The organism is Streptomyces sichuanensis, assembly GCF_020328095.1.
Classification (GTDB): Bacteria; Actinomycetota; Actinomycetes; order Streptomycetales; family Streptomycetaceae; genus Streptomyces; species Streptomyces cinnamoneus.
This window is the reverse complement of sequence record NZ_JAIXMK010000004.1, coordinates 145,115-172,017: the sequence shown is the minus strand read 5'-3', so window position 1 is coordinate 172,017 and position 26,903 is coordinate 145,115. Positions and strand designations below refer to the sequence as shown.

The following is a 26,903-nucleotide window of genomic DNA, read 5'->3' as shown; positions in this document are numbered from 1 at the left end:
CTTTGCGTTAGCCGCACACTAGTCCGCGTCCCGCCACTCACGCAAAGATCATGCCTTCAGTGGGGCTGGGTAGGGTGGCCGCCCCTGCAACCTGGCACTCCCCGCCTGCGGTTCGCGCAATGAATTCGCGTTAAGGTAGGTGTCATGAGTCCCAGACCAGCGGCACGCCCCGGCGGACGAAGCGCCCGTGTCCAGGAAGCGGTGCACCAGGCCGTGCGCGAACTGCAGTCCGAGCAGGCCGCTCTCACCGTGCCGCTCGTCGCAGCGCGGGCGGGAGTGACGCCGTCGACCGTCTACCGCCGCTGGGGAGACCTGAAGGAGCTGCTCTCGGACGTCGCGGTGGAGCGGCTGCGGCCCGAGTCCCCTCCGGCCGACCACGGGAACCTGCGCGCGGACCTGGAGCACTGGGCCGCCGGCTTCCTGGAGGAGATGTCGTCCGGGCCCGGCCGGTCCTACGTCCGGGACGCCCTCGCGGGCGACCCGGACGGATCCAACGCCGGCCGGTGCTCCGCATACGCGCGCGAGCAGGTCGGGACGATCCTCACCCGGGCCGTGCAGCGCGGCGAACACGTACCGGACGCCGACACCGTTATGGACCATGTCGTGGCCCCGATGATGTACCGCGTCCTGTTCCGCCCGGGGCCACTCGACGCAGGGCACGCCCGCGACCTGGTCGCCACCGTCCTCTACCGGCTCATGCCCTTGCCGTGACGGCGGGACATCGAGCGGGCGACCACCACACCGAACTCGTCCTCAGTAGTACCCCTTCGCCCCGTCGAGCAGCTCCCGCACGATGTCCGCATGCCCGGCATGCCGTCCGGTCTCCTCGACGAGGTGGATGAGCATCCAGCGGAGATTGGCGCTGCCCGAGCGGTAGCCGGAATGGCGACCGACGTCGTCCAGGGAGGCTTGGGCCACGATCTCGTTGCTCCGGGCGCACTGGGCCTCGTAAGCCGCGAGCAACTGCTTCAGCGTGAGGCCGTCGGTGCGCCAGTTGCCGTCCTCGTTCGTCTCGTCAAAGGACGGGTTCTGCCTCTCGTCACCACCGAGGAACAGCACCTCCAGCCACGTGTGCTCGACCCACCGCATATGGCTGATGAGCCCGGCCATCGTCATCGCCGGCGAGGTCGGGATGACGGAGCGGTGCGCATCAGCCTCGCTCAGGCCCTCGCACTTCCAGCGCAGGATCTGCCGTTGGAGATCCAGCCAGCCCAGGAGCGCGGTGCGCTCGTCGGCCTGCAACGGGGGACGTTCAAGTTCAGGGGACACGCCTGCGGACGTTAGCGCGCTCGGTGCCGGATGTCGCCAGGTTTTCGGCTGCGTACGGCCAGGCACGCGGCCGGTCGGGGAACGGTGGTCGGAGGCCGGCCGGGCCGAGGCCCCCGTCAACGAGGCGAGAGGTGCAGAGGCGCAATGTCAGGGAACGAGGCGACCCCGTCAACCGCCTGCCCCCGGGGGCCCATGGGGCAGGACCCCAAAGCCGGAGCTGAGCCACTCCCGGGGCTTCGGCGGCCCGAAGCGGTCGTCGTCCTCGCGTCCGCCCGGGACGCACCCCCGGGGGTGGCCCCTCCGCACCGATCAGATCGGCAGAGCCCCGGCCTCGCTGACCTCGGCGTTCAGGTCGCACCAGGCGGTGGAAGTGCCACCGGACCGAGCCCGGTTGCCGAAGCGGACGTACAGGTAGCCGTTGGGTTGGTGACAGACGACGTACCCGGTGAAGGAACTGCCGTGGCATGTGATCGACGCGCCATGCCCCCTGCTGCCCCGCTGGTACTGCCAGGCGTCGCAGGAAAACGAGGACGCGGCAGTCTTGCCGGTGGCCGAAGCGGGTGCTGCCCCGACCACCGCACCCCCGCCTGCGAGGGCGAGAGCCATGCCGGCGGTCGCGACCCGATAGCGGATTCCCATGTGCCCTCCTGTCGAAAATCGTTCGATCATCGCGCAGGGCGACGCTACCCCCGGGCGCGCACACTCGGTAGTGCCGGAGCGGTGCCGGACGGGCTTTGGCCGGGAACCACTCGTTCCGCCGGCCGTGCCCAGCCATGCCACCGGCCGTCGGCCTGAGCACCCGAGCACTGAACAGCACAAGGTCCCGAGGACATGAGGGACCGCCGCAACTGCCTTGCCTCAGCGGGTGCTGCGCTGCGTGTTCAGGGAAGGAGCTGGCGTGCGAGGGAGTCGGTGGCCCACTCCTCCCAGCGGGTGGGGGTCCAGCCGCGCAGGGTGACGAGCAGGCCGTAGCTCTCGGGGCCGAGTACGGTCAGCGTGATGTCCGCTGCCGACTCGTTGTCGTTGCCATGCCGCAGGACTCCGCCTGTCTTTGTGACCAGGGCCTGAGCGAAGCGGAGCTGGACGGCGTGCCGCTGAGCGATGTTGGCGCGCCACAGGGCGGCGATCTCGGGGTCCGCTGTCGCGGCACCGCGTACGACGTCGAGGACCGGCGCGGCGCGGTCGAGGATGTGCCGGGCTCCGGCGGCCTGGAGGGCGAGCTGGGTGGTGGGGTCGGGCTCGTCGATGACCTGCCGGGCCCAGGGCCGGTCCAGGGTGGCAACCGGGTCAGCGTCACCGGCGACGGCCGTGTCCAGGAGCTCTTTCAGTAGCTCCCGCTTGTTGCCGAACGTGAAGTACACGGTCTGCACGGCGACTTCGGCGGTGCGGGCGATGTCCTCGACGGTTGTGCCCGTCCAGCCCTTCTCGGTGAAGAGCTGGGCGGCGGCGTCGAGCATCCGCTGCCTGGTGCGGCGGGCCTTCTCCGCGCGGGTCAGGGCTGCGGCCACCGGCTCTCCCTTGCCTCAGGACTTTGACTGCACATGACACTGCAGTGTATTTCACTGGAGTGTGACTACAGTGAAGTCGGGGCGGGTCCTGGTCGTCGGGGGCTACGGAGCCGTGGGAGCGACGGTGACGTCGACGCTCGCCGGCTGGTTCCCGCGGCGGGTCGTCGTGGGTGGGCGGGACGCGGCCAGGGCGTAGCGTCTGGGCGGCTTGCGGGTGGACGTCACCGATCCGGCTGCCTTTCGGAGGACGCTGGGAGAGCTGGGGGACGTGACGGCGGTCGTGATGTGCGTGGAGCCGCCCGGCGCCGGCGTCGCACGCGTCTGCTTCGAACGCGGTGTGCATCTGGTGGACATCGGCGCGACCCGGCACCTGCTGGACGAGGTGGCAGACCTTCACGAGGTGGCGGCCGGCGCCGGAGCCACCGGGGTGTTCAGCGTCGGAGCCGCCCCCGGCCTGACCAACCTCCTGGCTCGTCGCGCACATGAGGCCGTCGGGGGAGCCGAACGGATCGACCTCACGGTGCTGCTCGGCGCGGGTGAACGCCATGGCGCCGACGCGGTCCGCTGGACGGTCGAGCACCTCCCCGAACCGGCCGCGGCCGGCTCCCTCAGGACCGAGCTGCCCGGCTACGGCATGCGCACCGCGCACCCGTTCCCCTTCTCCGACCAGCACACCCTGCCCCGCACCCTCGGCGTCGAGCGGGTGACCACCCGCCTGTGCCTGGACTCCAGGCCGCTGACCGCGACCCTCTTCGCACTGCGGCAAGCCGCCCGCTGGCCGGCCGTTCGGCGGGCCCTGACCGCCGTCTTCCGCCGGATCCACGTGGGAGGCGACGGATTCGTCCTGCGAGCCGACGCCCACCGCGGCGACCGCCGCGTGGCGTACGTCCTCACGGGACAGGCGCAAAGCCGCATCACGGCACTGGTGGCCGCACATGTCACCCGGGAACTGCTCAGCGGCTCTCTGCCCGCCGGAGTCCACCACATCGAGCAACTGCCCACCCTGGCCCGCCTCCCGGAGTCGCTCGCAGAACACGGTCTCACCCTCCAGCGCCTCGACCGGCTGCCGAAGCAGTGACCGCCGCCCCGACTGGCCGGTGCCGACGGCAGTGACGAGGTTGACGATCGATCCGGGGGCTGATCACTGGCCGGTCTCGGGCTGCCCGGTGGCCGGCTCGTCGTCGGCGAGCTCGGTCAGGGCGAGGACGGCGGTGTGCTGTTCGGTGGTGAGGCCGAGTGGTTGTTCGCCGCGTTCTTCGGATTCGGTGTACTGGTGGCGTTGGCCCTCGGCCCAGGCGCGCAGCAGCCGGCGGGCTTCGTCGGGGGTGAGATCGAGGGCGGCGGCGGCCTGGTTCCAGGTGGCGCCGAGCTGCAGGGCGTCGCGGAGGTGGGCGCCCCGGCCGTAGTCCGTCTCGCGGCGGATGGCCTCGCGCAGCGCGAGCACCGCGAGGGCGTCATCGGCAGTGCCCTGCTCTTCTTGCCGGAATTCGGCTGGGAGCAGGCGGTTGGTCAGCCGGTCGGCGTGCTCCTGGTGCTTCTCGGCGAGCCATGTCAGCGGTGTGGCCAGCGGGACGTCGCTGGGGCGGCAGACCTGGAGTTCTTGCCAGTGCTTGTACGCGTCGGTGTTCATGTGCCCTCCTTGGCGCTCGCGAGGAGCCCGTGCTGATGGGGGGCCTGTACGGGCCCACCCCCATCAACACGGACGACGGGCCGGGGTCACGCCCGGAGGCCGGGAGGGGGTGGGCTCACGACCTTTGCAACAGAAATTCAGGCTGGTTCTGGTTCTGGTTCTGGTTGCGGTTCCGGTTGTTGTCGTGCAGGCATGGGTTTGAGTGCTGTCGGTTCCCAGTGTTTGGTGGTCCGCGCGTAGCTGTAGAGCACTGAGGTCATTGCCAGGATGAGGAGTGGTCCGAAAAACCACGGGTTCTCGGCCATGAGCACGGGCAGGTAGCGGTATGACGCCAGGAGCGCAGCGAAGACCGTTGTGCCGTATGCAACGAGCTGGATTGCCCTCCGGTCCCAGCCGCGTTCGTGTGAGCGCAGGGCCGCCTCGGTCGTGACCGCGAACACCACGCCGGCGATGAGATCCACGCCGTAGTGGTAGCCGAATCCGAGTGTTGCACCGAGTGTGGCGACGAGCCAGAAGGTGCCTGCGTATTGCAGGGCTCGTGGGCCTTTGCGGGTGTGGATGAAGATGGCAGTGGCCCAGGCTGTATGGAGGCTGGGCATGCAGTTGCGCGGGGTGATGTCGTCGTACAGCACCGGGTGCGGCGCACTGAGGGGTGGTGGTGTGTTCGGCCAGATGTTGGCGATGGCCCAGTGTTCGCCGCCGGTGCCGAAGGCGCCGGTGCCGTAGGCGAAGACGGGGCCGACGACGGGGAAGATCATGTAGATGGCCGGGCCGAGGAGGCCGATCACCAGGAAGGTGCGCACCAGGTGGTGGCGCGGGAAGCGGCGTTCGGCCGCCACATTGCGCAGCTGGTACAGCGCGACGGCGACCGCGGCGACTGCGAGCTGGATGTAGACGTAGTCGAGGATATGGGTGCCGACGGTGCCGGTGGCCCTGACGATCCGGCCTGCCAGCCATGAGGGGTTGCCCAGTGCGTGGTCGGCGGTCGCCACATACGCGTCGAGCACGTTCGGGCGGGTCTTGGAGGTGATGAGGAGCCAGGTGTCGCCGGTCTTGCGGCCGGCCACCAGCAGCAGGCCCAGTCCGACGCCCTTCAGCAGCAGGGTGCGTTCTTGGCCGGTGCGGCGTGTGAGGGCGATGACCGCACAGCCCAGCATGACCCACAGTGCGCCGTTGCCGAACATCATCTTCGCGTCGGCGGCCCACCGCACGAGGAAGAAGATGACGTCGATGCCGATTGCGGCGCCGGCGGCGATGAACCGTTGCCGCCAGGTGAGCACCACCATCATCAGCGCCATGCTGGCGTACAGCAGTGGCCCTGATTTGGGGGCGAAGATTACTTCTTTCGCCTGGTTGGTGACCGGGCCCGGCAGGCCGTAGTGACGTGCGGCGATTTCCAGCGTGATGAGGAACCCGAGGGTCACTGCAGCCGCGGTGGCCCACAGTATCGCCCGGGGCCGGAGCCCTGCGGCGAACGTCATTCTGCTGTTAATTCGCGAAAGTACCCGCGATGATATAGATATCAATTGTTTGGCCGATTTGCTGGATATTGGCTAAATGGGTTACTCATCGTGCTGGACGGCATGGTTTTCCGGTGCGGGACGGGCGATGAGGGCGATGCTTGTGAGGCCGAACATGCTATCGGAGCGGTTGTGGGGGAGTGTCGCCGGTCACGGGTGGCCGAAGGCCGCCTCGGTCCGGTGCCCGGTGGCCTGGTGCGCGCGGCGCAGCAACGAGCGGCGCGCACGAGGCGGAGGCGGCCCTTGCCAGGGGGCTCCTCCCCGGGCTGAGGGAACGCCGGGATGATGATGCGTGCGCCCTCGGTGGCGCCACCGGGATCCGGCCCCTGCGCCCTGCCGATGCCTTGGATGGCCGACGGATGCCGTACCGTCGCCACCCCGCATCAGCAGGAAGGGGGAAATTCCGGTGCGGGCTGACGCCCGGACGTGGCATCCTGCCCGGCATGCCGATCAACCGAAAGGGCCATGCCGCGTAGGCGCCCTGACCAGGTCCGCGCCGCGCGTGCACGCCGGCGCCGACCGTACGCCCCGTACAACAGCCCGTCCGTCGTCATCGACGGCCTGTCCGCGCGGACGCTGGCGGAGATCTCCCGCCTCGAACGCACCCGCGCCTATCTCCACCCGGGCGACGCCGGCCAGGCTGTGAGGCTGTGGAAGGACCACGTACGCCTTCCCCTGCGCGACCTCACACACCACGACGAGCACGCCTGCCTGTACGACTGCTGCGGCGATCCTCTTGAGGCCCGCATCCTCCTCGACATGATCATGCAGGCGCTCTCACGCCGCGGAGCACGCGAGCTGAGGGCACAGCTGCACCGGTTCGACGAGCTCTGGCACCGGCGCTCACCCCTGTCACCGCTCCTCGGTGACCTTTCCTTCCAGAGTCTGCGCAGGACCTTGAACCCGGGCCTGCCGGGATAAGACGATGATTGATGCGCCTCTCTCCCGGCGTTCTCACCTCTGCTCCGCCTTTCCCGGTCCCGTGCGGCACAGCGAACGCGGCTGCCGCAGCCCGCCGCGAGCCCTGACGGCGTCGACCACCGGCCCTGCGCCGCACACGCCCGCGGTGCAGCGGACCCCCGCACATCAGCTGGCCCCGGCCATACGGCGGCGCCGGCACACGGCTTGGCGCCGTCCCGCCGGGCATCGGCCCGCAATGCCATGGTGCAGACCGCCGCCGACCGGCTGCTGCTGCGGGGGCCGGCCGTCTCCTGCGCCATCATCGGGGGTCCGCGACGAGGAGCAGGTTCTCCGGGGGAATGTTCGGCGCCGCCGGGAGGATGCTCACGCTCGACCGGACAGACCGGAGATCAGATCCAGCGGCCCGATGCGAATCGACGGTGCCGCTGGACCAGCCCGGCGGCCCCAATACGAACCGGCCCGGCACGGCGCAGGCCAGTGGCGGCCCGCTTTCGCAGTCAGCCGCTGCCTCGGTCTTGACCGCGCTGCCCGGCCAGGAACAGCATCTGCGCGGTCCCCACGCACTTCTGCAACGGCCGGCGACCGGGGTTCTGAACGGCCGGCACCGGAGGGTGCCTGGGTAATCGGCAGAATGACCGATGCACCAAAAGGATCGTGGAACCTACGTTGACCGCATGCAGTCACCGAACACCCCCAGGCCCATCGAGCCTGGCGACACCTCTGACATCACCCGCATCCTGGCCCGCGCTTTCGCGGACGATCCGATGATGCTGTGGCTCTTCCCTGATGAAGAAGGGCGCGACGACCGTCTCGCCCAGTGGTTCGACATCATGCTCACGCACAAGTACGGCCCGCTGGGCCACTGTGAACGCACGACCGCGGCAGCGGCCTTCTGGACACCGCCCGGCATTGCCGAGCAGCACCCTGACGAGGCGACGCTGGCCCGTATCAGCGGGCTGCTGGGCGAGCACGCGGCCCGGCTGGGAGAAATGCTGGAACTGGTCGGCAAAGCAACTCCCCAGGAACCCCACTGGTACCTGGCGGTACTCGGCGCCGACTCGGCAGCCCAGGGCGCCGGCCACGGCGCTGCCCTGCTCCTTTCAGGTCTGGCCAGGGCGGATGCGGCTGGGCTGCCGGCATACCTCGAATCATCGAAGCAAGCGAACATCGGCTTCTACGAGCGCTTCGGCTTCACCGTGCGGGACGAGATCCACGTACCCGGAGGCGGCCCGACCCTCTGGTCAATGTGGCGGCAGGCACGCGCAAACACCCACTAGCAGGACCAAACCCGGCCATCGCCGCCCCCGCGATCTGCACCGCCCCGACCAGAACACCACCACCACCTCCGCCGCCATCGCCGACAGAAGCGGATGCCCGCACGAAGCGCCTGACGGGCCGTTCTCGCGCCGGTGGCCGGTGGCCGGTGGCCGGTGGCCGGTGGCCGGTGGCCGGTGGCCGGTGGCCGGTGGCCGGGGGCCCGGCCGACGATGTGCCGCGCCACCGCGGGACTCCTGCCGGCGGTGACGTCTGCGCTGTCCAGGACGCGGCCGTAGCCGCTGGGACCGTGGACGTCGAGCTCTCTCGGAGCGCGGCCGTCGCTGTCGCCGCCGGCCCGCCGCCCCCCACCCCGCATCCGGCACTCCTGCCACCAGGGCGGAGGCCGGGCGGCCGGACGAATGAGGTCCCAGGGCTGAGAATGCACCTATGGACAATCTGCTGCACCTCGACCGCACCCTCGACGAACTGGACCCGCCCCGCTGGACGGCTCCGGCTGCCGATGCGACCCACCTGGTCCGCACGGTGCACCAGTTGCGGTGCATACCGCTGCGAGAACTCAGACCGGCCGACCTGCGCACACTCATCTCGCAGCAGGTGGCCCTGCCGTACGTCCTTCCCCTCGCAGTGCGCCTGCTGACCGACGAACCACTGCTGGACGCGTACTTCTACGAGGGAGACCTGCTGCTCGCGGCCGTCGAAGCCCCTGCCTCCGCCTGGGTGGTGCTGCCGGACCTCCGCGAGCGGCTGCGCACGGTGGTCACGAGTCTGCCGGAGGCAGCGGTCGCCGGACTGCCAGGCGGCGCAGCCGAGGAACTGGCCCGCTTCGCCGGGCGCCCCGTCTGATCACCTTGCTGACCGGACGAAGAAGAAGCCGGTGAGGGATCCGCTCAACAACGCCCCGCCTGCCGGACCGGCGACGGCACCCAAGGCATCAGTTCATCAGTAGCAGCCGCGTGTTCGGTACCAGCTTCCGGTTCACACTCGTGCTCTGCACGAAGATCGTGAAGTCGTCGTTGTGGTCCGGCCTGACCCGGACTTCCACGTCCGGCAGCCCGAGCAGGGCCCGGGCCTCCGGCCCCGTATACACCCGGTCCGTCTTCTTCTCCAGCACCGCAATCTGCTTCCGCGCCTGGATCTTCTCCGACTTGCTGAGCTGATAGAACGCACAACCCGTACGGTAAGCATGCCCGCATTCGATGACCCAGTCCCGGATCGCCGCGTCACGAGCCACTGGAATCAGCTGGTACTCCGACGGATCCACCGGGGTGAGACCGGCTGCCTCGATGGTTTTCTTGTTGACCGCCTCTGCAGCCGTGGAGAACACTGCACGCGATCCCCGGATGCCCTGTGCACGCCCCGCCATGAATTTTTCGGTGGCCTGCCGGATCACCTGCCCGGCCTCCTCCAGGCCCTGCGTGCTCGTAGCATCCCAGACGGCGATGTTGTCCTTCGGGAAACCACACTGCATGGCCTCGCGCTTGCCCATCTGGTCCGGTACAAGAACCGCCAGCGTCCAGTTGTCCTCCTGCTCCGCGATCATCGTGGCCACAGCCTGCACCAGTTCACGCGGATTTCCGGCAGGGGCATCCACGCAGCGATGACTTGCGTTCTCCTGCCCGTCGGTCAGCACGAACGTCAGGAAGCTGTGATCGCCGTAGAGCTGAGCCGTCTGCGCCAGCTCCCGCTGCGACTTCAGCGTGGCCGCAAGCAGGGCCGTCATCCCACCGACCCGGTACAGCTGCTTCAAGGACGGCATCCGCAGCACGTCCTTGTCGTAAATGACGCACTCCACCTGGTCCGCGAAGACATACACCGTCACGCGGGTCTCCTGGTCCAGTTCCTCCGACCGGCGTGCCAGATAGGCAATCTGCTGGTCGGCGACTTCGATGACCTTCCGGCTCAGGCGTGACATGGACGAACTGGCATCCAGCACAAGAGCAACGTGATTGATGTAGTTCTGGCATACGGACATGACCGTTCCCCCTCTTTCCGACTCGGTGCTCCTACCGTCTCACCCACCACTGACAATCGACCCCGGCTCAGGACCGCATGAAGCGCCCGCCCGCCCAGGAGCCGTAGCCCGGACCAGCCCGGACGCCACCAGGAGGCCGCACGAGCCCCCGGGCACCGTCACAGCCCGAGGCATCTGCGTGCACCGCTGCACCCGGCAGATTCATCGGCGAGGCGGCCGTGACCTGCCCCCTCCCAAGCCCGGCTCCCGCAGCCCTCACAGCTGCTCCCGGCCGGACCTGCCCACACCCGCGGCATGCCCGCCATGTATGGGCGGCCGCAGGCTGTTGACCCCCGCACCCTGAACCCGGCCGTCAAGGGCAGCGAGCCCGAACGCTCTGAAGGCGGCGGACCCATGCCGCGAGCTCGGCGGGCCCGCTACCGGGGCATACGCAGGGCTGATGGGCGGCTGCTGGACGGCCTGCTGCTCGTCACTATCGGCTGGCCGGCTACGACAAGAGCGGTGAGCTCCAGGTGCCCATGGCGGAGAAGACCATGAAGCCGGGAACGGGTACCCCGATGATGGGCTGACGGCCTGCTTGTTCAGCCTCGTTCTGCCTGCGCGGGCAGCCGGTACGCGCCTGCCCGGGCGGACCGGCTGCGGGGTGTCACGGGCAGGGTGCCCCAGGGGGCAGATCGGCGATGAGGGTGTGCCACTCCTGGGTGGTGCTCAGGGCACAGATGCGGCCTGCGACGTCGTCCGGTGCGAGTTCCCACAGGCGACTGGTGCGGTCCAGGCTCGCCGTGGCGAGCGTACGACCGTCGGACAGGAAGGCGAGGGAGACGACGGTGTCGTCATGGCCCGTCAGGGTGGCGATGGTCCGGTGAGTGCCGGTGCTCCACAGGCGGACCGTACGGTCGGCGCTGCCGCTGGCCAAGGTGCGGCCGTCGGACGAGAATGCCAGGGCCTTGATGACTCCCGTGTGGCCTGTAAGGGTCTCGGTCCGGTGGTGGGTGGCGGTGTCCCACAGACGTATGTCCCCGTTGGATCCTGCGGTGGCCAGGAGTCGGCCGTCGGGGCTGAACGCCACCGCCCAGGTGGTGGCCGACTGTCCGGGAAAGACGGCGACCACATGGCGGGAGGCCATGTCCAGCAGCCTTACCGAGCCGTTGAGGCTGCCAGTGGCCAAGGTGCGGCCGTCCGGGCTGAAGGCAAGGGTGACCGTGTTGTCGGTGTCCCTGCTGAGCACGGCGTCCGGCCGAGGCGAGCGGGTGTCCCACAGACGTGTCGTACGGTCCGCGCCCGCCGTGGCCAAGTGACGGCCGTCGGAGCTGAAGGCCAGGGCGAGGACGGCACCTTCGTGGCCGGTGAGGGTGGCTTCCGCGCGCCGGGAGGCGACGTTCCACAGCCGTACGGTGCGGTCCGTGCTGGCGCTGGCGAGTGTCCGGCTGTCGGGGGTGAACGCCAGCCCGGTGATGGCCTCGGTGTGCCCCGTGAGAGTGGCCAGGAGCTGGCGTCCACTGGCGTCCCAGAGGCTTACCGTGCCGTCGGCGTCGCCGATGGCCAGTGTTCGGCGGTCGGGAGCGAACGCCACCTGCAAGGGTGTCTGGGAGGTGCCCAGAGCGGTCGTCATCCGGCGGTCAGCCACATCCCAGATGCCGGCGTCGGGCCCGGGACCGGAGGTGCGCTCGCCGACGCCGGGCTCGTATGGCTTCGCCGACACCGTGGCGAGTCGCTGGCCGTCGGGGCTGATGTCCAGCCCATTGAGGGGCTGGTCGCCGGCGAGGGTGGCGGTCGTCTCCCCGGTGGCGGTGTCCCACAGGCGTACGGTGCGGTCGTGGCCCGCAGTCGCCACAGTGCGGCCGTCGGGGAAGAACGCGGCGCGTGCCACTGTCCCGGTGTGGCCGGTGAGCGTGGCGAGCGGACGAGCGGTGGTGATGTCCCACAGGCGTGCGGTGTGGTCCACGCCGGCGGTGACCAGCGTCCGGCCGTCCGGTGAAAAGGCCGCGGACATCACCGCGTCGGTATGTCCTTCCAGCGTCGCTGACTCCTTCGAGGCGGCGGTGTCCCACAGTTTGACGGTGTGGTCGTTGCACGCGCTGGCCAGCGTCCGGTTGTCGGGGGAGAAGGCGAGGCCCATCACTTGCTGGGTGTGCCCGGTGAGTGCGGCCGTCTGCCGGTGTGTCGCCACGTCCCACAGCCTGATGGTGCGGTCGTGGCCGGCGGTGGCCACGGTGCGTCCGTCGGGGCTGAACGCCACGCTGAGGACGGCGCCCTGGTGGCCCAGGAGGGTGGCCAGCGTCTTGTGCGTCGCGACGTCCCACAGCTTGGCGCTGCGGTCGTGACTGACGGAGGCGAGCGTCCGTCCGTCGGGGGAGAACGCGAGCGCGTTGACGCTGTCGGTGTGTCCCCGGAAGGTGGCCAGGGCTTTGCCCGAGCCGGCCTCCCACAGCTTCACCGTGTGGTCGTCGCTTCCGGTGGCCAGGGTGCGCCCGTCGGGGGAGTAGGCGACGGTGTTGACGGTGGCCCGGTGGCCATTGAGGTCGTCGGATCGGTGACGGGCGTACGTGCTCAGCAGGCTGCTGCGGGCTTCGACGGTGGGTGCGTGACGGTAGGCCGTGAGCGCCGAGAGCATCGCGGCCTCGGGGGACTCCCGGGCGAGCAGCTCCGCTCTCGCAGCCGATTCCCGCGACAGGGCGAGACGATGGTTGTTCCGGGCGGACTGCCACTGCTGGAAGGCCACGGTGCCGGCGGTCAGGGCCAGCACGAGCAGCACGGCGAGGACCGACGCCAGCGTCCTCAGACGCGTCAGTCGGCGCTTCCTCGCCCGCCTCTTCACGTCGTCGTGACGGATGCTGGCGTCCAGGAACGCTCGTGCCGCGGTGCTGATCGTGGTGTGGCGCCCCGGAGCGGTCGCCCACTCCTTCGCGGCGGCCAGACGGGCGCCGCGGTAGAGCAGTCCGCCGTCACGGCCTTCCTCCTCCCATGCGGAGGCAGCCTCGGCCAGCCGCTGGTGGAGGTGAAGGCCGGCGCGGTCGTCGTCGACCCAGCGGCGCAGCCGGGGCCATGTGCACAGCAACACCTCGTGGGCCAGCTCCACCCGGTCGGCGTCGTGGGTGAGCAGTCTCGCACCGGTGAACACCTCAAGCACGGCGGCCGTGTCCTCAGCGCCGGCGTCCGCTTCCGGATCCAGGAGGTCCGCCCGTCGTGCGGGCCGACTCGTCACCCGCTCGCCGGCGACATTCACCAGCTGCAGGAGAACGCGGCGGGCAACCTCCTGACGAGGAGAGGCCAGGGAAAGGTAGGCACGTTCCGCCGTGGACGCCACGGCACCCGATATGCCCCCGGTCGACTGATAGCCGGCCACCGTCAGGGACGCCCCGTCGCGGTGCTGCCACGTACACAGCAAGGCATGGGACAGGAGCGGAAGGGCACCGGCACGCAGCGAACCACCGCGCCCCGGGGCGCCGGGCGTCAGTCCCGCGTCGCGCAGGAGGATCTCCACCAGCCCAGGTTCGACGGCCAGCCCGGCCCGCTGCGCCGGACCGGTGATGACATCGCGAAGCTGCCCCTCGTTCATCGGTGCCAGGGCCACGTGCCCTCGTTGCAGCGAGAGTGCCAGGCCGGGGAAGGCGAGGCAGCGGTGGTAGAAGTCCGCTCGTACTCCGAGCACGACCAGGGCGAGGGGTGCGACGTCGGCCGACAACGTCGACAGCGCGGTGACGAAGGCGGCTCGCTCCTCGTCATCCTGGCAAAGAGTGAAAGTCTCCTCGAACTGGTCGACCACGAGCACGAGCCCGATCTCGCCCCCGGAACCCCCGCCCGCCAGGGGATGCCCAGCGGTCAACACATCGCTCGCGCCGCCGTGGGCCGCGCCGCTGCCACCCTCGCAATCGTCCCCGTGCGGTAGGCGCAGCCCGGATCTCACCGCCTCCACGAATGACTCCGGGCTCTTCTCCCACGCGTCGGCCAGGACAGGCTGCGCAATGCCGCTCATGGCCGCCAGCTGAACCAGCAGCGTCCCCCAAGGGCGCTCGCCCGGGGTGAGGACCGCCGTCGGCCACGCAGACGAACCCCGCGCCGGCAGTGCACCTCGCGCGATCGCCGGAAGCAGCCCCGCCCGCAGCAGTGATGACTTGCCGGCCCCGGACGGAGCCACGACCATCAGTGGCCCTCTCTCACGCCCCGTGAGCCGTTCGGCCAGCCGTGCCACGAGATCGGCGACGCTTTCCTCTCGCCCGAAGAACCACTGCGCCTCGTCGGGGCCGAAGGAGGACAGCCCGCGGTACGGGCAGACACCGGTGTTCGGTGAATGGGGCCCGCGGGACGATTTGGCCTCCGTTGCCCGCGCGAGGCGTTCGAGTGCGCCGTCGGTGCCGAGTGCCTGGTCACATGCCTGGGCCAGCCCCAGGGTGAGCGGTTTCTCGCAGTTCTCGACCCGGCTCAGGTACCCCTTGCTGTAGAAGGCGAGCTGCGACAGCTGCAGGAGCGAGACTCCCCGTTCGCGCCGCAGTCGCCGCAGCTGCTCACCGGGTTGAGCCGGCTCGGCAGCCAGGACCCCATCGGCGTCACCGCAGGGCGTTGCCCCATTTATCACTGTCTCATGGCCTTTCCTGATAACCGGGGCGGTCGCGCATCTACTGCTGAGTGCACACCTGCTGACACTGGGTAGGAATCATCTCATCGGGTGTTGAAGACGGAGACCGAGGGGTGTATGCGCTTTCAGCCGCTTCGTGCTGTTGACGAAGCGTGAATCGTGGCCGTCGGCCGCGTCGGCCGCGGCCTGGACCTGCTGCAGCAGACGTTCCCGGGTGCCGTCGGCCGACCACAACCGAGGGCGCTCATAGACCGTCTTCCACGGCCCGAACCGCTCAAGACAGATCGCGCCGGTGCACCCGGGTCCGGACCCGGTGCAGAATCCCGTCGATCACCTGCCGGTGATCAGGCCACCGCCCGCACCGACCGTGACTCACCGGCAGGAACGGCCGCAACCGTTTCCACTCCGCGTCCGACAGATCACCGCGTTCTCCCCGCCCCGTACCGGGAAGAACGAGCAGATCAATCGACGCACGCGCGCAGGGCCGATCACGGGGTCGGCGTCGCGGTTCCCCGGGCCCGTGATGACGAGACCGTGCCGTAGGCCCGGAGGGTGTCGGCCGGGTCGCCGGGGCGGCCCCGCAGGGTGGCGTCCAGAAAGGCGAGGGTGGCCGCGGCGACGACGCGCGGGCTCTCGGTGCGGCCCAGGGTGCCGACGATCGAGGGCACCGGCGGCAGATAGAGCGGGCCGTCCATGAAGGTGAGGTGCCCGGCGCCGGGGACGGCGAGCCGGTAGCTCGTCGCGGTGCTGTGCTCCAGGGCCTCGGTGAGCCGGGGCAGGTAGCGCGGGTCGGTGCCGGCGGTGATCTCCTGGGTGAGCGCGAGCGTCGGCTGCTGCAGGGCGGGCGTGGTGGGGCCGTGGGGGTAGCCGTCCAGGTCGACGACGGCGTCGAACCGGCGGTCCTTCCTGGCTGCTTGCAGGGCGGCGGCTCCGCCCAGGGAGTGGCCGGTCACCGCGGCGCGGCCGGTGTCCAGGCGTCCGGTCAGCGGGTCGGCGCTCTCACCGCGGTCCAGTCGCTCCAGCTGGGTGAGGACGAAGCCGAGGTCGGCGGCCCGGACGGCGGTCCAGCCGGCGGCCAGCTCCTCGTCCCTGTCGCGGTCCCCGGTGGAGGCGGTGGTGGCGCGGATCGTGCGGCCGTCGGCGAGGACGACGACGGCGGAGTCGTACGGGTGGTCGAGGGCGGCGACCAGGTAGCCGTGGCTGGCCAGCTCCTCCGCCCAGGCGGTGTTCTGGGTTCGCACCCCGCCCGACCCCGGGGAGAAGAGGACGACCGGGAGCCGCTCTCCGTCGCCGGCCACCGGGGCGTCGACGACCGCGCGGCTGCGGGCCCTCGGGACGCCGTCGACCAGGAAACCGGGCAGGCCGACCCCGTCGGCGAGGGCCTCGGAGACGGTCCGCGCCTCGTCCTTGGTGCGACCCAGGTACTGGGCCCGGGGGACGCTTGCAGGGCTCTTCTGTGCCGGGTACCAGAGCTGGACCACGACCGTGCGCCGGTCGTCCGGATCGGCGGTGAAGCTCTCGGGGCGGAGCGGGTCGGTCCACTGCACCACCCGGGTGCCGATCGCGAAGTCGCCCGTCGGCTCGGGGAAGACGGGCACGGGGAAGGCCCAGGCGGCCACCGGGCCGGTGGCGATCAGGCCGGCGCAGGCCAGCGATCCCGGCAGGGCCAGCCACCAGCGGGCCCGCCGCGCCGGCCGGCCGGTACGGCGCCGCAGCAGGGGCGGGAGGGAGAACGCCGAGGCGACGGCGGCGCCGGCCAGGACCGGCAGCATCTGCCAGCGGATCCCCACGATGCCCAGCACGATCGCCGACGGCAGGAGGACCGCCCCGGCCGCGACGGTGCCGGGCCGGCGGGCGGCCGGGGGGAGCCAGCGCGCCACCAGCAGCGCGACGGCGCCCAGCAGGACGAGGACTTCCGGAAGGGACAGGAACAGCCCCGGGATGGTTTCGGTCACCCGGCCATGCTCGGCGCCGGGTCCGCGCCGCCGCATCGGCCCCGGGTCGCCGCCGACTGCGACCGGGGTCGCAACCGGTGCGGGCTGCGGTGCGACCGCAGTGGCAACCGGGCACCCCCGACCGGCGGCCGGCCTGCGACCGCGGGAGGTGGCGGCTCTCCTCCTGTGGTCGTACCCCGCCCCGGTGCGCTCCGACGCCGGGCTCATGTGCGGGGCGGACCCGCGGCCTAGGCTGCGGCTGTACGCGGTGGCGTCCCCGGCCGGGCCGCCACGACGACCGATCGGCAAAGAGGTGTGACGGTGCGCCACCGGGACCGGATACCGCCCCTGGTGTGGGACTCGGTGCTGCCGGCGCTGCTCCTGCTCAACGTCGTGACCACGTACCCGGCCCGGGAGCTGCCGGTGGCGGCGGCGCTCACCGCCGCCCTGGCGCTGCCCCTGGTGTGGCGGCGCCGGGCCCCGCTCGCGGTGTTCGCCGCCGTGGTGGCCGCGGCCTTCGTCCAGTGGCTGGTCGACGTCCAACTGCCCGCGGACATCGCCCTGCTGGTGGCCCTGTACACGGCGGCCGCGCACACGGGCCGGCGCGGCACGCTGCTCGCCGCCGCCGTCGTGGAGGGCGGGGCCGTGCTGGCCTGCCTGCGCTGGGCACCGGACGGCGCGTTCCTGACCCCGTTCGTCGCGCTCTCCGCGATGGTGGTCGCCGCCGCCGTCCTCGGGGTGAACGTACGGACCGGCCGGGCCTACCTCGCCGCCGTGCAGGAGCGGGCCGAACGACTGGCGCTGCACCAGGAGCAGCAGGCGCTGCTGGCCGTCGCCGAGGAGCGGGCCCGGATCACCCGCGAGATGCACGACATCGTCACCCACAACCTGTCCGTCATGGTCGCGCTCACCGACGCCGCCGTCTACGCGCAGCACAGGTCCCCGGACCGGGCCACCGCGGCGATGCTGCAGATCTCCGAGACGGGCCGGCAGGCCCTCACCGACATGCGGCGTTCGTTGGGCGTCCTGCGGGCGGACGAGCCGGACGCCGAGCGCCACCCGCTGCCCGGCATCGCCCAGTTGGAGGCGCTCGCCGACCAGCTGGCCGCCGCCGGGCTGCCGACCTGCCTGGAGGTCCGCGGCGGCCACGCCCATGTGCCGGCCATCGCACAACTCACCGTCTACCGCCTGGTGCAGGAAGCGTTGACCAACACCCTCAAGCACACCCCCGCCGGTACCCGCGCGACGGTCCTGGTCGAGTGCTCGTCCGGGAGCGTCGGCGTGGAGGTCACCGACAGCGGCCCCCGGCCGGCGCTTCCCGCCGCCGCGTCCGGCCACGGCATCCCCGGCATGCGCGAGCGCGCGGCCGCCTACGGGGGGACGCTGCGGGCCGGACCGCTTCCGGGCGGCGGCTGGGGCGTGCGGACCCGGCTCCTGCTCAACAGCGGCGGAACGGACGCCGCATGACGATCCGCATCGTGATCGCCGACGACGAGGCACTGCTCCGGATGGCCTTCGGCACGGTCCTGGAGGCCCAGCCCGACATGGCGCCGGTCGGCGAGGCCGCGGACGGCGCCCAGGCCGTCCGCCTCGCCCGGGAGCTGCGGCCCGACGTCGTACTGATGGACGTCCGGATGCCCGGGACGGACGGGATCGAGGCGACCCGGCAGGTCGTCGAGGTCTCCCCGGGGAGCAGGGTGCTGATCCTGACCACCTTCGACCTGGACGCGTACGCCTTCGCCGCGCTCGCCGCCGGGGCCTCGGGCTTCCTGCTGAAGAACACCCGGCCCGAGGAACTGCTCACCGCGATCCGCAACGTCGCGGCGGGCGACGCGGTGCTCTCCCCGCGGATCACCCGGCGCCTGCTGGAGGACTTCCGTCCGCACCTGGCCGACGGGGGCACCGCCGTCCGCGACGAGCGGCTGGACCGGCTCAGCGCCCGGGAGCGCGAGGTGCTCGTCGAGGTCGGTCGCGGCCTGTCCAACACCGAGATCGCGGCCGCCCTGTACCTCGCGGAGGCGACCGTGAAGTCCCATCTGGGGCGGATCCTGCTCAAGCTGGAACTCCGCGACCGGATCCAGGCCGTGGTCTTCGCCCACGACAACCGCCTGGTCCCCCCGGCCTGACGCCGGCTGAGGGCGGTGGCGCCGGTGGGGGAGGCACGACGCGCTTCAGCGCGCGACCTCCACAGCGATCGGGTTCATTCGCCCGTGGTGTCCTCGGCCTCCCAGCGCAGCAGGTCGCCTGGCTGGCACTTGAGCGCCTCGCAGAGCGCAGCGAGCGTTGCAAAGCGTACTGCCTTGGCACGGCCGTTCTTGAGTACTGCCAGGTTGGCGGGTGTGATCCCCACGCGTTCTGCGAGCTCGCCCACGGACATCTTCCGCCTGGCCAGCATCACGTCGATGTGGACGACGATCGGCATCAGATCACTTCGTCCAACTCGGCCTGCATCTGGGCCGCTTCCACGTCGCGGGCGACGGCCTGGGCGAGCAGCATCCGCAGCAGGAGCACGATGAGCGCGACTCCCAGGATGGCCACGCCGATCCCGCCCATGATGAGGGTGACGCCCGGGTCGTCCCGCTGGCCGGGCGCGTTGAGGGCCGTGACCGTGAACCACACGAGAGCAGCCGCAACGATCGCGCCGATGATGACGTCCACGTACCGGAAGGCGGCGTGGGAGAACACGGTTCCGCGTCGCACCATCGTTACCAGTCGCCATACACAGACCAGGGCGACCTGGGCCGTGCCGATGCCCAGGATGGTGATCACGCGCAGCGGGGTCAGCGGGAGCGAGCCGTCCTCCGGGTCGCTCCCGCTGACCAATGCCCACATCATCAATGCTTGTACGCACACGGTGCCGGTGAGTACGACCCCGAGCACGGCGCGCAGCGCGCGCACTGTCAGCTTTCCCATGACCCACCATTCCATCGACCTACGATGGGAATCTATCGAATATCGATAGGTGGAGCAAGGTCTGGGTCGGGGGACGGGCGGCGGTTTCGCACCATGGCGCCATGCGAAGGTGTTCGCTCTTGCGGGGCCGACCTCGCTCAGTCACAAGTCGGACGTCATCCGGCTGTGTCCTGCCCGGCCCCCTTTGTAGCGCTGGACTCCCGGTACTGGGGCCACGCAGCCTGCTCCCTGCGCAAGCAGGGATGGCCCCACCCGCACGGCCCCGCCGTACCACCCGGGTGACCCCCGCGGCTCTGACCGGAGTTCCGTGAATCCCCAGGTCGGCGACGGGAACGCAAGATCGTTTCTTCGGAGTGTTGTCCTCTGTGACGGTCGACGTGGTCAAGGATGTGCTGTTCGCCGGGCTGGGTGTGCGAGTGGAACGCGTCAGTCGGGCTCCGGACGGGCTCGCGGTGGAGGCGGTGTCCACGAGCCGGCCGAGCCGGTGCCCGGACTGCTGGCACCGTGCCAGCCGGGTGCACAGCTCATACCAGCGACGGCTCTCCGAACGACCAACGCGTCGTCGTGCGGCTGCGGGTCCGGAGGTACTTCTGCGACCGGAGGAACTGTTCGCGGAAGGCATTCGCCGAGCAGGTCGACGGCCTGACCGAGCGATACCGCCGCTCCAGCATCGGGCTGAAGGGGTGGCTGCGGACCATCGCGGCCGAACTCGGCGGCCGCGCCGACGAACGACTCTGCCAACGATTACGGCCGGCCGCAGGACGGACCCGGCTGCTGGACCTGCTGGAGGCACCACCGGTGCCGGATCGGGCTCCGCGAGTGCTGGGCGTCGACGAGTTCGCGTTCCGCAAAGGCCCCACCTACGGCACGATCCTGGTCGACGTCGAAGCCGGGCAGGTCGTGGACGTGCTGCCCGACCGCACCTCGGAGACGTTCGCTGCCCGGCTGCGAAAGCATCCCGGAGCCGAGATCATCTGCCGGGACCGGGCCACCGCCTACACCCGCGAGGTCAAGGAAGCCGCTCCTGGCGCCCTGGAGGTCGCCGGCAGGTGGCATCTGCCTCAGAATTTGCCGGCCGCGGTGGAGAAGACCTGTCGGGAAGGCACCGCCGAACCGATCCGCACAGACATCCCCAAGCTCCGCAAGATCACCTCATGGATCATGCGGCCCCACGAGAGACTCACCGAGAGCCAGGAGGAGCGGCTGCGTCAGGTCCGGCTCGCCTGCCCGGACATCGCCCGGGCCTGCGACCTCGCCCGCACCTTCGCCGACCTCGTCCGCCACCAGTGTCGACACTTCCTGGGGGAGTGGATCCACCAGGCCGAGCAGGACGCCCCGAAACCCATGAGCGGCTTCGCCGGCTTCCTCCGCCACGACCTCGACGCCGTCACCGCCGGCCTCACCGTGCCCTGGAGCTCAGGTGTGGTCGAAGGCCACGTCAACCGGGTGAAAACGCTCAAGAGAGCAATGTATGGCCGACCCTCTTTCCGGCTCCTCCGGACCCGGGTTCTCGTCCGGCCATGACTTTGAGGAGCTGGCCGTCGTCGAGCAAGCTGTGAGCATGGATGGAGCTGCTGGCGGGACAGTTCTCGCCTTGGTCGGCGTCCTTCTGGGGACGCTGGGCACTCTCGTTGGCCAGCATCTGGCGACGCGCTTCGAGGTTCAACGTGATCAGCAGCGTCGAGCGGACGCGCGGTATCACGAGCGCAAGGACGCCATCCTCGGATTTCTGGCTGCTGCACAGCGGGTCGAGCTGGTGCTGGACCGCAGGAATCTCGGACTGCCGACCACCGATGCCCCCGAAGACGAGCAATTGCACGACTTGTGGTTGGCGAAGAAGTCGGTCGAGCTGACCTGCTCGCACGAGACAGCGCAAAGCGCCCACAACTACACCGAGGCGCTGCACCAGTACATGCGCGACGCCGCTACGAACAGCCAGTCTCCCGCGAAGCGTGACAGTCGCTATGCCTTCATGGAGGCGGCGCGGAGCGAGCTCGACGGCGATCACCCATACCTCCAGCGCTGAGGTCCTACCGCGGCCTTCAACCAATCGCGGTCAGAGCCATAACCAAGATCCCCATCAACGGCCGAGGGCGGCGTCGAGGTTCAGCCTCCGAGGCGGTGTGCGAGGTGGAGCAGATCTGCCAGGTGCAGCACCCGCCCCTCGAATCCCGGGAGGGGAACATGGAGCGGCTGGGTCCAGCGGGCGGGGATCGCGTCCAGCCCGTAGTACGCCCCTGCGATGCATCCGGTCACCGCGGCGACGGTGTCTGTGTCACCGCCGAGGTCGATTGCCGCGCGTATCGCGTCTTCGAAGCCGGTGGTGGTACGCAGGGCCCAGACGGCGGAGCCCAGGCAGGGCCAGACGGCGCCGTTGAACTCGGTGGCTTGATCGGGGTGCCAGTCGGCGGCGAGGACTGTGGCGTAGCGCTCGTGGTGGTCGGGATGGACAAGAGCCAGGATGTCCGGGAGCGCGGCGAGGGGGTCGTTGTCCCCGAGCGTGATGCGGATGAGTTCGTGGAAGATCGCGGTGCCTTCCCAGGCCGCGCGGTCGCCGTGAGTAAGGGCAGCGATGCGGCGGGCCGCGTCCATGGTGGCTTCTTGGCCGGCGGGCGCGAAGTGGACCGCGGAGGTCGAGGCCCGCATCAAGGAGCCGTTTCCCGCTGCTCGCTGGTTGACCTGGAAATGGGTCGCGGCGGCGAGATCCCAGGGCATGCCGTTGGTCAGGACGTCTTCGGTCTGCAAGCCGATGTCCTTGGGCTCTGATGCCGCCCACCGCCGGAAGCGGGCGAAGATATCCGGCAGATCCAATTCGCCCCGCTCCAGCAGGGACTCCGCGACGAGGACGGCCATCTGCGTGTCGTCAGTGGCCTCGCCCGGGTCCCAGCCACCGCCTCCGCTCATCTCGCCACCGGCACCCGGCGTGGGAAAGCGCGCGGTGAAGGCCCCCTGGGGACCGAACTCGAAGGGGCCGCCCAGGGCATCACCCACCGCTGAGCCGACGACCGCGCCGGCGGCCCGCTGAATCCGCTTCATCAGCGCAGATTATCTGTGCGGGGCCGACGGCTGCGCGATGCGCTGTTCCTTCTTCGTCTCTCTCGCCTCCGGCAGCGTCCTCGACCTCAGCAACGCGGCCAACAAAGCGCTCGGCGACCAGCGCACTACACCAGGCACAAGGAACGGACAGCTGCAGCGCCCGGAAGGAACCAAGCCCAGTCTCAACACAGACGGTCAGCCGAATTAAGGCGCTCGCCCATCAGGTCCAGCGCGGCGCAGCCGGCGGGCTGGGTGAAGGCCGGGCTCGGCGTCGACGACGCGCTCCACCCCGGTTGTTACCGGCATTCCTCCACGGTCATCCAGTCTTGCTCGTCTGCGGCACTCGCGTATGCCAACCGCCTCCACCGAAGATGGTCGTACCCCTCGGCGTCACACCAGGGCGCGGCCATCATGCACAAGATGTTCCAGACCTACAGCGCACGGCGAGAGCGCTCGGGTTCCTCGTCCGGCAGCTGGTGGAGGACATTGTGGCGCAGTGACCCGGCCAGTGCGGTGAGCGCTGTGGCGAAGCCGCGGGCGGCACGAGGAGCGTCGCCGTCCGGCAGTCCGGGAATCAGCGGACGGACCCGGGCGGACAGGAATGTCTCCAGGGCGTCGACATCGGCGGCTGTGATCTGGTCGGCGTAACGCAGGACGGACCGGTCGGTCACGGTTACCGGGCTCCCTTCGAGAACGCGGGCATTGACGTGGAGTGGACTGTTCGAGTCCGCTTGCAATGGCCGGCGAATACGTTCAGCGGCACAGCTGGCGGTTTCCGCAGTGGCTACGGGGTACCGGGCCGGCACAAATGGCACACAGTAGTCTGCTTGAGCAGGGAATTGTGCCAGGAGCGGATTCGATCACGCTGCGCCGATGATGAACGCTGGACGGGTGTAGGTGCTTCAGATGGTTCTGCGCGGGCCGCCTGCCCTGTCCGAGGCCGCGCCGCCACCGGCGCGGCCGGGGACGTTCCCCTGGGGGAATCCGGTCGCTCGATGATGCCGATGAGCACCGCCCGATTCAGTCCCCCAAGCCGTCCGACCTGTGCATCGTTCGTCCAGGTGCCTCTTGGGCGAGTTCGCCACGGCCCATCTGCAGCTGGCCCCCGGCGGCCAGGTGCCTGTCGACGGGCTCGCGACGCGCTTGCTCCGGCGCGAGGCTGATGGGGGGAAGGAGCCGCCTGACGGTTTCGTCGCTGGAATTTGGGCGTGTTGCGAAAGTGGTGGTTGTTGTTGCTGTGAGTGTTGAGGTCGGCTGCTACCTTCCGGAGCCATGACTGACAGTGTGTATGTGGGCAATGCGGGCAGCGACGCGGCGCTGGACCGGGGGTGGCTGCTGGGGCATTTCAAGGACGCCTCCGACCCTCGGCACAGCGAGGCCGTGGAGATCAAATGGGGCGTCCACCCGCAGGGCGATGAGCGGGGGCAGTGGGTGACGGGCGAAGAGCGCACCGCGCTGCTGGTCCTCATCAGCGGGCGCTTCCGGGTGGAGCTGCCTGGACGCAGTGTTCTCCTGGCCCGGCAGGGGAATTACGTCGTGTGGGGCCGGGGCGTTGACCACTCCTGGTTCGCGGAGGAAGAGTCTGTGGTGCTGACGGTCCGCTGGCCTTCTGTCCCCGGCTACAAGGTGATCGATGAGGGCGGTGTCACCGCTGGTCACAGCCATTCCTTCGGCTCAGCGACCAGCACAGTGGCCTCGTAACAAACGGCCAACTCGGGGTGCCATGAACGAACGGCGCCTGACGAACCCCACGCCGCCCCTAGGGCTGCAGTGGACTCCCCACGCAGCTCTTCAAGCGGTCCGCAACCTCGACCCTCACTGACGGCCGGGGTGGTTCGCAGGCGAAACTCCGCCCTGTTGTTTCCGGCTTCGGAGGGCCGTTCTGCAGGCCGTGGTGTCCGCCGTCGCCAGGGCATGGGGAGGGGCCCGAGCAAGATCAATCTCACCGGTACCTCCTGCACCTCAACTACTCCCACGCGTACAGGCCCGGCGGCGCTCGCGCAGGGAGGAGACCTCCGGTCTCGCCCCGCTGGCCCGCACGTCCGGTCGCCTCCCCGCGGACGTCCGGTGGCAGCTGCGCTGTGCCGCGAGTGCTGACATCGCGCCGGAGGTGGTGGAAGTCGGCCGGTTTGATGCCGGGTGACCTTGTGGCCTTCCGTCGCGATCTCGCTTGCAGGTGCGGAGGGGTATTGGCGGCGGCCTCAAGATCGCATCCACTATTGGTTACACCGTACACACCGTGTACGGTGTAACCACATCGACGACCGGAGGATCCGATGTCTCAGCAGACTGTCGCGCACGCGTTCGCCGCATTGATGAACGGTCACGACCCCGATGCCGTGGACGGCTTCGTGGCCGAGGACTACGTCAACCACAACCCGTACGTCGAGGACGGCCGCGAGGCCAACCGGGCCTTCTGGGGCCGCTGGTTCGCCGCCTTCCCCGACACCCGTGTGACCCTCGAGGACGTCCTGGTCGACGGAGACCGTGTGGTCGGCAGGTTCACCTACCGTGCCACCCACCTCGGGTCGCTGCTCGGCGAAGAGCCCACCGGTCGGCCGGTGGAGATGCGGTCGCTGGACATCTGGCGGGTACGGGACGGCATGGCGGTCGAGCACTGGGACGAGCTCAACACCCTCGAGTTCTTCACCCAGCTGGGCCTGCTCGCACCGATGAACACGCCCGGCGCACCCGCCGGCGCGCCGAGCCGGGAAGAGGGCGACGCGTCATGACGCCCCCCGGGCAGGAGCCCGAGCCCTCCAAGTCCCGGCAGCGCCGGGAGCGGGAACGCGCCGAAACGCGGGCCGAGATCCTGCAAGCCGCTCGTGAGCTGGCCCGCACCGAGGGCTGGGAAGCGGTGAGCATGCGTCGCCTGGCCGACCGGATCGGCTACTCCGCCAACTACGCCTACCGCTACTTCAAGGGCCGGGACGACATCCTGCTGGCCTTCGTCAAGGACGGCTTCGTCCGGCTCGCCGGCGCCATGCGCTCCGGCGGCACGTCGGTCCAGGCCGCAGCGGCCGCCTACTTGGACTTCGCGCTCGACGAGCCGGACGTCTACCAGGTGATGTACGGCCTCGGCGGCGTCCACGTGCCCGCCGCCGACACCGTCACCGAGGGCAACGCGGTCGGCGCCGTGATCGCGGACGCCCTGGGGATCGCGGACCCCAACGACGACCGCATCGCCCGTATCTGGGCCACCGCGCACGGCCTCGCCGCTCTGCACGCCATCCGCAAACTCCCCGTCGACCGCGCCCACCTGCACCGGCTGCTGGCGGCAAGCGTCGACGACCTCCTCCGCACCCCGCAGCAACCAAGAGGAGACGCCCGATGACCACCGCTCTCGCCGTCCCCGCCCGCTGGACGGCGGACGACATCCCGGACCAGACCGGCCGCACCGTCATCGTGACCGGTGCCAACAGCGGCCTGGGCTACGTCACCGCGCGAGAACTCGCCCGCCGCGGCGCCCACGTCATCCTCACCGCACGCAACGCGGACAAAGGCAGAGCCGCGCTGGACAGGCTCCGCGGCGAACTCACCGAGCCCACCGTGGAGCTGCGCGCCCTGGACCTGACCGACCTGGACTCGGTCCACGCGTTCGCCGACGCCCTCGACACGCCCGTGGACGTACTCGTCAACAACGCGGGGATCATGATGCCGCCGCGCACGCTCACCAAGCAGGGGTTCGAGTCCCAGTTCGGCACCAACCACCTGGGGCACTTCGCACTGACCGGCCTGCTGCTGGAGCGGCTGCGGACCGGAAGCGACCCGCGCGTGGTGACGGTCACGTCGACCCTCCACAAGAACGGAGCCATCCACTACGACGACCTCGACGGCGAACGGTCCTACTCACCGCGCGGGTTCTACGCCCAGTCCAAGTACGCCAACGTGCTGTTCGGCCTCGAACTGGACCGGCGACTGCGTACGAGCGCCGTCCAGGTCCGCAGCGTCCTGGCCCACCCCGGCTACTCGGCCACGAACCTCCAGTCCTCCGGGCCGACCGGGCTGCTCAAGGCCATCCTCAAGGTCACCAACCGCCTCGTCGCCCAGGACGTCGAGACCGGCGCGCTCAACCAGCTCTACGCGGCGGCTTCCCCGCATGCCAGGGGCGGGCAGTTCATCGGACCCGACGGACGTAACGAGGCGAAGGGCCACCCCACCCTCGTACAGCCGGCCGAGTCCGCCACGGATCCCGAGGCCGCCCGCCGCCTGTGGGACCTGTCGGAGCAGCTCACAGGAGTCCGTTACGACTTCACCAACTGACCGACCGGCCCCGCACCACGCCGCCGCCCCCCGGCAGTACCGGGCGGTGGCCCCCCGGGGCCGCCTACGGTGAGTCGCGGTCA

26 protein-coding genes and 1 pseudogene are annotated in these 26,903 nt (G+C 70.1%); 14 read left to right on the top strand and 13 right to left on the bottom strand.

Translation table 11 applies throughout. The features are described 5' to 3' along the window. Positions 1–144: 144 nt before the first annotated feature. A complete protein-coding gene (locus LE181_RS02625; protein ID WP_225659235.1) occupies positions 145–711 on the top strand; it encodes a TetR/AcrR family transcriptional regulator in 567 nt (188 codons plus the stop codon). Positions 712–753: 42 nt separating this feature from the next. Here LE181_RS02625 and LE181_RS02620 read toward each other — a convergent pair whose 3' ends face one another. The 3 genes from LE181_RS02620 to LE181_RS02610 all read right to left on the bottom strand — a co-directional run bounded on the left by LE181_RS02620 (position 754) and on the right by LE181_RS02610 (position 2,777). Beyond that, entirely contained in the window at positions 754–1,269 is a 516-nt protein-coding gene (locus LE181_RS02620) for a DinB family protein (protein WP_225659234.1), read from the bottom strand. A gap of 309 nt (positions 1,270–1,578) precedes the next feature. Continuing rightward, positions 1,579–1,908, bottom strand: coding sequence for a hypothetical protein (locus LE181_RS02615; protein WP_225659233.1), 330 nt, complete (start codon positions 1,906–1,908; stop codon positions 1,579–1,581). A 242-nt stretch (positions 1,909–2,150) separates the two neighbouring features. After that, a complete protein-coding gene (locus tag LE181_RS02610) occupies positions 2,151–2,777 on the bottom strand; it encodes a TetR/AcrR family transcriptional regulator (protein WP_225659232.1) in 627 nt (208 codons plus the stop codon). A 61-nt stretch (positions 2,778–2,838) separates the two neighbouring features. Between LE181_RS02610 and LE181_RS32085 the strand changes: the two genes are divergently transcribed. Continuing rightward, positions 2,839–2,973: a hypothetical protein gene (locus tag LE181_RS32085; RefSeq protein WP_263868327.1), complete on the top strand. Its 135-nt coding sequence runs from the start codon at positions 2,839–2,841 to the stop codon at positions 2,971–2,973. A 72-nt stretch (positions 2,974–3,045) separates the two neighbouring features. Further along, the gene (locus tag LE181_RS02605; RefSeq protein ID WP_225659231.1) at positions 3,046–3,855 is read left to right on the top strand and encodes a saccharopine dehydrogenase family protein; all 810 of its coding nucleotides are present in this window, start codon (positions 3,046–3,048) and stop codon (positions 3,853–3,855) included. A 63-nt stretch (positions 3,856–3,918) separates the two neighbouring features. On the opposite strand, the gene LE181_RS02600 is transcribed toward LE181_RS02605, so the two are convergent. Then, complete coding sequence (locus LE181_RS02600) at positions 3,919–4,407, bottom strand: hypothetical protein (protein WP_225659230.1); 489 nt, start codon at positions 4,405–4,407, stop codon at positions 3,919–3,921. A gap of 137 nt (positions 4,408–4,544) precedes the next feature. Beyond that, on the bottom strand, positions 4,545–5,888 hold the full coding sequence (locus tag LE181_RS02595; protein ID WP_225659229.1) for a phosphatase PAP2 family protein: 1,344 nt from the start codon (positions 5,886–5,888) through the stop codon (positions 4,545–4,547). A gap of 504 nt (positions 5,889–6,392) precedes the next feature. On the opposite strand from LE181_RS02595, the gene LE181_RS02590 reads away from it, so the two are divergent. The 3 genes from LE181_RS02590 (at position 6,393) to LE181_RS02580 (ending at position 8,969) form a co-directional block, all read left to right on the top strand. Beyond that, positions 6,393–6,848: a hypothetical protein gene (locus LE181_RS02590; RefSeq protein WP_225659228.1), complete on the top strand. Its 456-nt coding sequence runs from the start codon at positions 6,393–6,395 to the stop codon at positions 6,846–6,848. 674 nt (positions 6,849–7,522) lie between these two features. Then, positions 7,523–8,125 (top strand): GNAT family N-acetyltransferase, encoded by a 603-nt coding sequence (locus tag LE181_RS02585; RefSeq protein ID WP_225659227.1) that lies wholly within the window; start codon positions 7,523–7,525, stop codon positions 8,123–8,125. A 427-nt stretch (positions 8,126–8,552) separates the two neighbouring features. Beyond that, on the top strand, positions 8,553–8,969 hold the full coding sequence (locus LE181_RS02580) for a contact-dependent growth inhibition system immunity protein (protein ID WP_225659226.1): 417 nt from the start codon (positions 8,553–8,555) through the stop codon (positions 8,967–8,969). 88 nt (positions 8,970–9,057) lie between these two features. On the opposite strand, the gene LE181_RS02575 is transcribed toward LE181_RS02580, so the two are convergent. The 4 genes and pseudogenes from LE181_RS02575 to LE181_RS02560 all read right to left on the bottom strand — a co-directional run bounded on the left by LE181_RS02575 (position 9,058) and on the right by LE181_RS02560 (position 16,629). After that, the gene (locus LE181_RS02575; RefSeq protein ID WP_225659225.1) at positions 9,058–10,098 is read right to left on the bottom strand and encodes a vWA domain-containing protein; all 1,041 of its coding nucleotides are present in this window, start codon (positions 10,096–10,098) and stop codon (positions 9,058–9,060) included. Positions 10,099–10,744: 646 nt separating this feature from the next. Further along, positions 10,745–14,674 carry a WD40 repeat domain-containing protein gene (locus tag LE181_RS02570; protein WP_225659224.1) on the bottom strand — a complete coding sequence of 1,310 codons (3,930 nt, stop codon included), beginning with the start codon at positions 14,672–14,674 and terminating at the stop codon, positions 10,745–10,747. Between the two features lie 168 nt (positions 14,675–14,842). Then, positions 14,843–15,134, bottom strand: a pseudogene (locus LE181_RS02565) (transposase); the annotation flags it as partial. Positions 15,135–15,162: 28 nt separating this feature from the next. After that, the gene (locus tag LE181_RS02560) at positions 15,163–16,629 is read right to left on the bottom strand and encodes an alpha/beta hydrolase family protein (RefSeq protein WP_443742916.1); all 1,467 of its coding nucleotides are present in this window, start codon (positions 16,627–16,629) and stop codon (positions 15,163–15,165) included. Positions 16,630–16,923: 294 nt separating this feature from the next. Between LE181_RS02560 and LE181_RS02555 the strand changes: the two genes are divergently transcribed. Further along, positions 16,924–18,075, top strand: coding sequence for a sensor histidine kinase (locus LE181_RS02555; protein ID WP_225659222.1), 1,152 nt, complete (start codon positions 16,924–16,926; stop codon positions 18,073–18,075). Beyond that, positions 18,072–18,734, top strand: coding sequence for a response regulator (locus LE181_RS02550; protein ID WP_225659221.1), 663 nt, complete (start codon positions 18,072–18,074; stop codon positions 18,732–18,734). The genes LE181_RS02555 and LE181_RS02550 overlap by 4 nt, the downstream gene beginning before the upstream one ends. Positions 18,735–18,808: 74 nt before the next feature. On the opposite strand, the gene LE181_RS02545 is transcribed toward LE181_RS02550, so the two are convergent. After that, positions 18,809–19,030, bottom strand: a complete 222-nt coding sequence (locus LE181_RS02545) for a helix-turn-helix domain-containing protein (RefSeq protein WP_225659220.1) — start codon at positions 19,028–19,030, stop codon at positions 18,809–18,811. Further along, positions 19,030–19,521 (bottom strand): DUF2975 domain-containing protein, encoded by a 492-nt coding sequence (locus LE181_RS02540; RefSeq protein ID WP_225659219.1) that lies wholly within the window; start codon positions 19,519–19,521, stop codon positions 19,030–19,032. Before LE181_RS02540 ends, LE181_RS02545 begins: the two co-directional genes overlap by 1 nt. A 387-nt stretch (positions 19,522–19,908) precedes the next feature. On the opposite strand from LE181_RS02540, the gene LE181_RS02535 reads away from it, so the two are divergent. After that, entirely contained in the window at positions 19,909–21,045 is a 1,137-nt protein-coding gene (locus LE181_RS02535; RefSeq protein ID WP_225659218.1) for an ISL3 family transposase, read from the top strand. Beyond that, positions 20,993–21,547: a hypothetical protein gene (locus LE181_RS02530; RefSeq protein WP_225659217.1), complete on the top strand. Its 555-nt coding sequence runs from the start codon at positions 20,993–20,995 to the stop codon at positions 21,545–21,547. The genes LE181_RS02535 and LE181_RS02530 overlap by 53 nt, the downstream gene beginning before the upstream one ends. Positions 21,548–21,627: 80 nt before the next feature. Here the strand turns inward: LE181_RS02530 and LE181_RS02525 are convergent, their stop codons facing one another. Together LE181_RS02525 and LE181_RS02520 are read right to left on the bottom strand one after the other, a co-directional pair. Then, the gene (locus LE181_RS02525) at positions 21,628–22,557 is read right to left on the bottom strand and encodes an ADP-ribosylglycohydrolase family protein (protein WP_225659216.1); all 930 of its coding nucleotides are present in this window, start codon (positions 22,555–22,557) and stop codon (positions 21,628–21,630) included. Positions 22,558–22,988: 431 nt separating this feature from the next. Beyond that, positions 22,989–23,228 (bottom strand): hypothetical protein, encoded by a 240-nt coding sequence (locus tag LE181_RS02520; RefSeq protein ID WP_225659215.1) that lies wholly within the window; start codon positions 23,226–23,228, stop codon positions 22,989–22,991. A 601-nt stretch (positions 23,229–23,829) separates the two neighbouring features. Between LE181_RS02520 and LE181_RS02515 the strand changes: the two genes are divergently transcribed. The 4 genes from LE181_RS02515 to LE181_RS02500 all read left to right on the top strand — a co-directional run bounded on the left by LE181_RS02515 (position 23,830) and on the right by LE181_RS02500 (position 26,820). Continuing rightward, positions 23,830–24,258 (top strand): cupin domain-containing protein, encoded by a 429-nt coding sequence (locus tag LE181_RS02515; protein ID WP_225659214.1) that lies wholly within the window; start codon positions 23,830–23,832, stop codon positions 24,256–24,258. A gap of 575 nt (positions 24,259–24,833) precedes the next feature. Beyond that, the gene (locus LE181_RS02510; protein WP_225659213.1) at positions 24,834–25,289 is read left to right on the top strand and encodes an ester cyclase; all 456 of its coding nucleotides are present in this window, start codon (positions 24,834–24,836) and stop codon (positions 25,287–25,289) included. Beyond that, entirely contained in the window at positions 25,286–25,891 is a 606-nt protein-coding gene (locus LE181_RS02505) for a TetR/AcrR family transcriptional regulator (protein ID WP_225659212.1), read from the top strand. Before LE181_RS02510 ends, LE181_RS02505 begins: the two co-directional genes overlap by 4 nt. Beyond that, positions 25,888–26,820, top strand: a complete 933-nt coding sequence (locus LE181_RS02500) for an oxidoreductase (RefSeq protein ID WP_225659211.1) — start codon at positions 25,888–25,890, stop codon at positions 26,818–26,820. The genes LE181_RS02505 and LE181_RS02500 overlap by 4 nt, the downstream gene beginning before the upstream one ends. Positions 26,821–26,903 lie beyond the last annotated feature (83 nt).